At 53.9% G+C, this 230-nt stretch carries 1 pseudogene; it reads left to right on the top strand.

The window, feature by feature from the left end:
• Positions 1–125, top strand: a pseudogene (locus F2P46_RS36915) (IS5/IS1182 family transposase); the annotation flags it as partial.
• Between the last annotated feature and the right edge of the window lie 105 nt (positions 126–230).

The following is a 230-nucleotide window of genomic DNA, read 5'->3' as shown; positions in this document are numbered from 1 at the left end:
CACGCCTCAAGGACGAGTTTGGTGGCCGCAACATCATGGTCAAGGGACATGCCAAAGTCATGAGCCATTTGATGTTTGGGCTGCTCGCCCTCGGCGCCGACCAGTTGATGCGACTTCGACGATGACCATACCGCTCAACTTTCTCTCGATTCCGCTCCGAATGTTTCAGGTACGGCATCCCCACGCCTTAAAAATGAGATTAGCCATGATTCCGCCGCCGTAAACGATCA

This window comes from Massilia sp. CCM 8734 (genome assembly GCF_011682155.1).
Classification (GTDB): domain Bacteria; phylum Pseudomonadota; class Gammaproteobacteria; order Burkholderiales; family Burkholderiaceae_D; genus Telluria_A; species Telluria_A rubra.
Note: the sequence above shows the minus strand (reverse complement) of the source record. Positions and strands in the feature narration are given on the sequence as shown.